Annotated in this window: 3 protein-coding genes and 1 pseudogene; 3 read left to right on the forward strand and 1 reads right to left on the reverse strand. The window is 61.4% G+C overall.

The features are described 5' to 3' along the window. The 3 genes and pseudogenes from TNMX_RS12705 to TNMX_RS11135 all read left to right on the forward strand — a co-directional run. Nucleotides 1-85: pseudogene (locus TNMX_RS12705) on the forward strand (transposase); the annotation flags it as partial. A 593-nt stretch (nt 86-678) separates the two neighbouring features. Beyond that, nucleotides 679-1,542 carry a GIY-YIG nuclease family protein gene (locus tag TNMX_RS11130; protein WP_019551748.1) on the forward strand — a complete coding sequence of 288 codons (864 nt, stop codon included), beginning with the start codon at nt 679-681 and terminating at the stop codon, nt 1,540-1,542. Between the two features lie 144 nt (nt 1,543-1,686). After that, nucleotides 1,687-3,105 carry a helix-turn-helix domain-containing protein gene (locus tag TNMX_RS11135; RefSeq protein ID WP_038032268.1) on the forward strand — a complete coding sequence of 473 codons (1,419 nt, stop codon included), beginning with the start codon at nt 1,687-1,689 and terminating at the stop codon, nt 3,103-3,105. Nucleotides 3,106-3,269: 164 nt separating this feature from the next. Here the strand turns inward: TNMX_RS11135 and TNMX_RS11140 are convergent. Further along, nucleotides 3,270-3,483: transposase (locus TNMX_RS11140; protein ID WP_038032270.1), on the reverse strand; the 214-nt coding region annotated here is incomplete at its 5' end.

A 3,483-nucleotide genomic window follows, 5' to 3' on the forward strand; every position in this document is an offset into this window, starting at 1 on the left:
GAGAGCATACCCCAGCGATTTGACGGACGAGGAGTGGGCCATCCTGGAGCCCTTGATCCCCGCCCCCAAGCCCGGCGGCCGACCCGCCAAGGTGCCGCTACCTCCCCGTTAGGGGAACACCTTTCGGAAACGATGGGGCGAAAGGGGTCAAAGGAAGGGTCAGTTTGCAAGGGCTAATCTTGCAGCAGCAGATCTTAGCGGACACAGGCTGCTTTCCCACCAGGGAAACACCCTGAGGCCGTCTCCGAAGGCTTTTGTCCATCCGGAGGGCGGGCACGACAAGTGGGGTACGGGTAAGTAGCCCTGGGGTTTGAGCTTTAGGGGGTGGCCCGTCCCCCTTCGGGGGTGTAGGAGGGGGCGGTCAATGCGGAGGTGTCGTAGATTCCCCGGGAGGGTGGGTTCAAGCCTTTGCCTGGCTGGGGCGGAACCGACTTGAGGAATATCATGAGCCAGAGAGGGGTTAAGGAGGAGGCTACGTGGCACGTGGGAAGAAAAGAGCGCATGCGATGTGAGGAGGTCATCTGGGGTGGGGAAGGGGGTCGGCAATGGCGGAGCGCCGAACTCGTAGGCCGCGAAAGGACCACGATACGGCCGCCAACCTAGGCTTCGAGGCCCAGCTGTGGGCGGCCGCCAACTGCGGGTCAAAGACGCAGAAAAGTTCTTAGAGAGGGCCGGTTTATGAGAAAGAACGCGGGGTTCTCGGTGCGAATCTTCCTGCCCACGGGCGAGCCCGAGGGCCTACACATCGTTGAGAAGTCCAACTGGACGGGTGTAGGCATCGTCTTCCCGCGCGTACGCTTCGCTGAGGCGCGACAGCGGGAGGAGCTCAAGCGTCCCGGGGTCTACGTACTGTGGGGCCCGGGCGAGTCCGGCCAGCTTCCCCGCGTGTATGTGGGCGAAGGGGATACGGTCTTACCTCGCCTGGAGCAGCATGCCAAGCAGAAGGACTTCTGGATGCACGCCGCGGTCTTCACCTGCAAGGACACAAGCCTGAATAAGGCGCATGTGAAGTACCTCGAGGCGCGGCTCGTAGCCCTGGCCGCAGAAGCCAAACGGGCCGAACTGGACAACGGCAGCATCCCCCAACTTCCTACACTCTCCGAGGCCGACCAGGCGGATGCGGAGGCCTTTCTCGCCGATCTACTCCTTTGTCTGCCAGTCGTTGGCGTGAGCTTTTTCGAGAAACCCAAAATCGGGGGCGAGAAACGCCACGAACTCTACTTAAGAGCGAAGGGTATCGAGGCCCGGGCTCAGGAGACGGCCGAAGGCTTTGTGGTAAGGGCCAGCTCCCAGGCAGTCAAGCGCGAGGTGCCCTCAATTCCCCGACATCTGAGCGAACTGCGCCGCTCACTCCTGAAGCAGGGCGTGCTCGAGGATGCCGGGGAGGTCTACCGATTTACCCAGGATTACATACTCGATTCGCCCTCGACCGCGGCCGGGATAATCCTTGGCAGGTCGGCAAACGGAAGAATCGAATGGAAAGATAGGCATGGGCGGACCCTGAGGGAGCTGCAGGAAGAGGGAGTAAGCGGTCATGAGTGAGCATTTCACAGAATCCACTGTCGAATCCGCAAGCGGCTCTCCGACGTCTTTGAGGATGAGCTCTCCCATCTCGCACGGTTACGACCCCGAGGGCTGCAGGAAGTGCTGAGCATCCTGGGGCTTCAAGGCAAGGGAACATAGCGCATGGGGAAGGCTGAGGCGAGGGAAGGCCAAACCCTGGAGTTCAAAAGGCAGTGGACCGAGCGGGCTCTGGAGGATCTAGCGGCCTTCGCCAACACGGAAGGCGGCAGGCTTCTCCTTGGCGTCCGAGACGATGGGGAAATTGTTGGTACTCGAGCGGATGACCGTGAGCTCCAGCGCATCGCCAACCTCATCGCCGCCCATCTGGGCATCACGCCGTCGGTTCGCGTGGTGGAGATGCAGGGCCTGCCGGTGGTGGAAATTCGGGTAGACCCGGCCCCGGGGTTGGTGCCCTACAAGGGGCGGTATCTCCGCCGCGTGGGCAGCACAAACCGCGATTTCTCCCCCGAGGAACTGGCCCGCCATATCCTCACGCGTTCCGGGAGGAGTTGGGATGGGCTCCCCAGCGATTGGACGCTGAAGGAGGTGGATCCGGAAGCCCTGAAGGCCTTTGCCCGCCTGGCTCGAGAGAGGCTTCCCCATGTAGATCTCTCCGATCCCGAAGGGACGCTGCGCAACCTCAACCTCGTAGAGGGGGAGCGGCTGAAGAACGCAGGGGTGCTGCTCTTTGGCAAGCGGCCCCAGCGCCTCTTTCCCCAGGCGCAGGTACGCATCGGCATCTTCCGGGGGGACGAGATCTTGGATAGCCACGATTTCACCGGGACCTTGTGGGAGCAGTTAGACGGGGCGATGGCACGCTTTCGCCAGGTGCTCAAGGTGCGCTTTGATGTCCGGGTGGAAGAGCCCTCTTTAGAGGGGTTAAAGCGCGAAGAGACATGGGAATATCCCTTGGAGGCCCTGCGGGAGGCGGTGGCGAACGCCCTCGTCCACCGGGATTACACCTATCCGGCGGACATCCAGATCCGCCTGGAAGAAGACCGCCTGGAGGTTTGGAGTCCGGGGGAGTTGCCGCCACCCCTGACGCCTGACCAGCTCTATCAACCCCACTCGTCGGTGCTTCGCAATCCCCTAATCGCCCAGGCCTTCTACTTTGCCGGCATCATCGAACGCTGGGGCACGGGCACCACGCGCATCGTCCGCCTCTGCCGGGAGCAAGGGCTTCCGGAGCCCGAGTTTGCGAACTGGCAGGGCGGCTTTCGGGTGACCTTCCTGAAGGACCCCTACACCCCGGAGCGGCTGCGCAAGTGGGGCCTGAACGAGCGGCAGATCAAGGCGGTGCTGTATGTTAAAGAGCATGGCGCTATTGGGAACAAAGAGTATCAGATGCTCACGGGTATCACAAAGGCCACAGCGTCTCGCGACTTAGACGATCTGGTCAAAAGGGGGATCTTTGTTAAGATCGGCGCAACGGGACGAGGCACACACTATGCGTTAAAGGGCTCACAAACGGCTCAAAGGGCTCAGAAAGGGCTCAAAAAGGACTCAAAGGGGTCAAAAACGGGTCAAAGGAGCAACAAGTAACCCGATGGAGGAAAAGCATGATGCCTGAGCGTCCAGATATGTCCCCCGGCTACCGTATGATCGAACTGAGGCCTTTGCCCGAAGAGCAGCGGGTGGCTAAGGGTATCTGGATAGGGAAGCTGACTATGATCCAAGAGGCTGTCGTAAAACCCTCCCACCCCACCTCAGGCGGCCCTGGCCAGCCGCTTCACCAGTAAGCGTATCATGCCCAAGTACATCCAGGCCTCCGTTACCTCGGGATGGTACTCGTAATCCTTCCCCAACCTCCGGTTCCGCCCCATCCAGGCAAAGGTGCGCTCCACCACCCACCGCTTCGGCAAGGGCTTGAACCCCTTCACCCGCTCTGTCTCCGGAAGGGGATTGATCCGGCCCCTTGAA

This window comes from Thermus sp. NMX2.A1, from assembly GCF_000511705.1.
In the GTDB taxonomy this organism is placed as follows: domain Bacteria; phylum Deinococcota; class Deinococci; order Deinococcales; family Thermaceae; genus Thermus; species Thermus scotoductus.

Bases quoted from the DNA above. Each gene is read 5' to 3' on its own strand.
- TNMX_RS11130 (WP_019551748.1), top strand. From the start codon at position 679: ATGAGAAAGAACGCGGGGTTCTCGGTGCGAATCTTCCTGCCCACGGGC.
- TNMX_RS11135 (WP_038032268.1), top strand. From the start codon at position 1,687: ATGGGGAAGGCTGAGGCGAGGGAAGGCCAAACCCTGGAGTTCAAAAGG.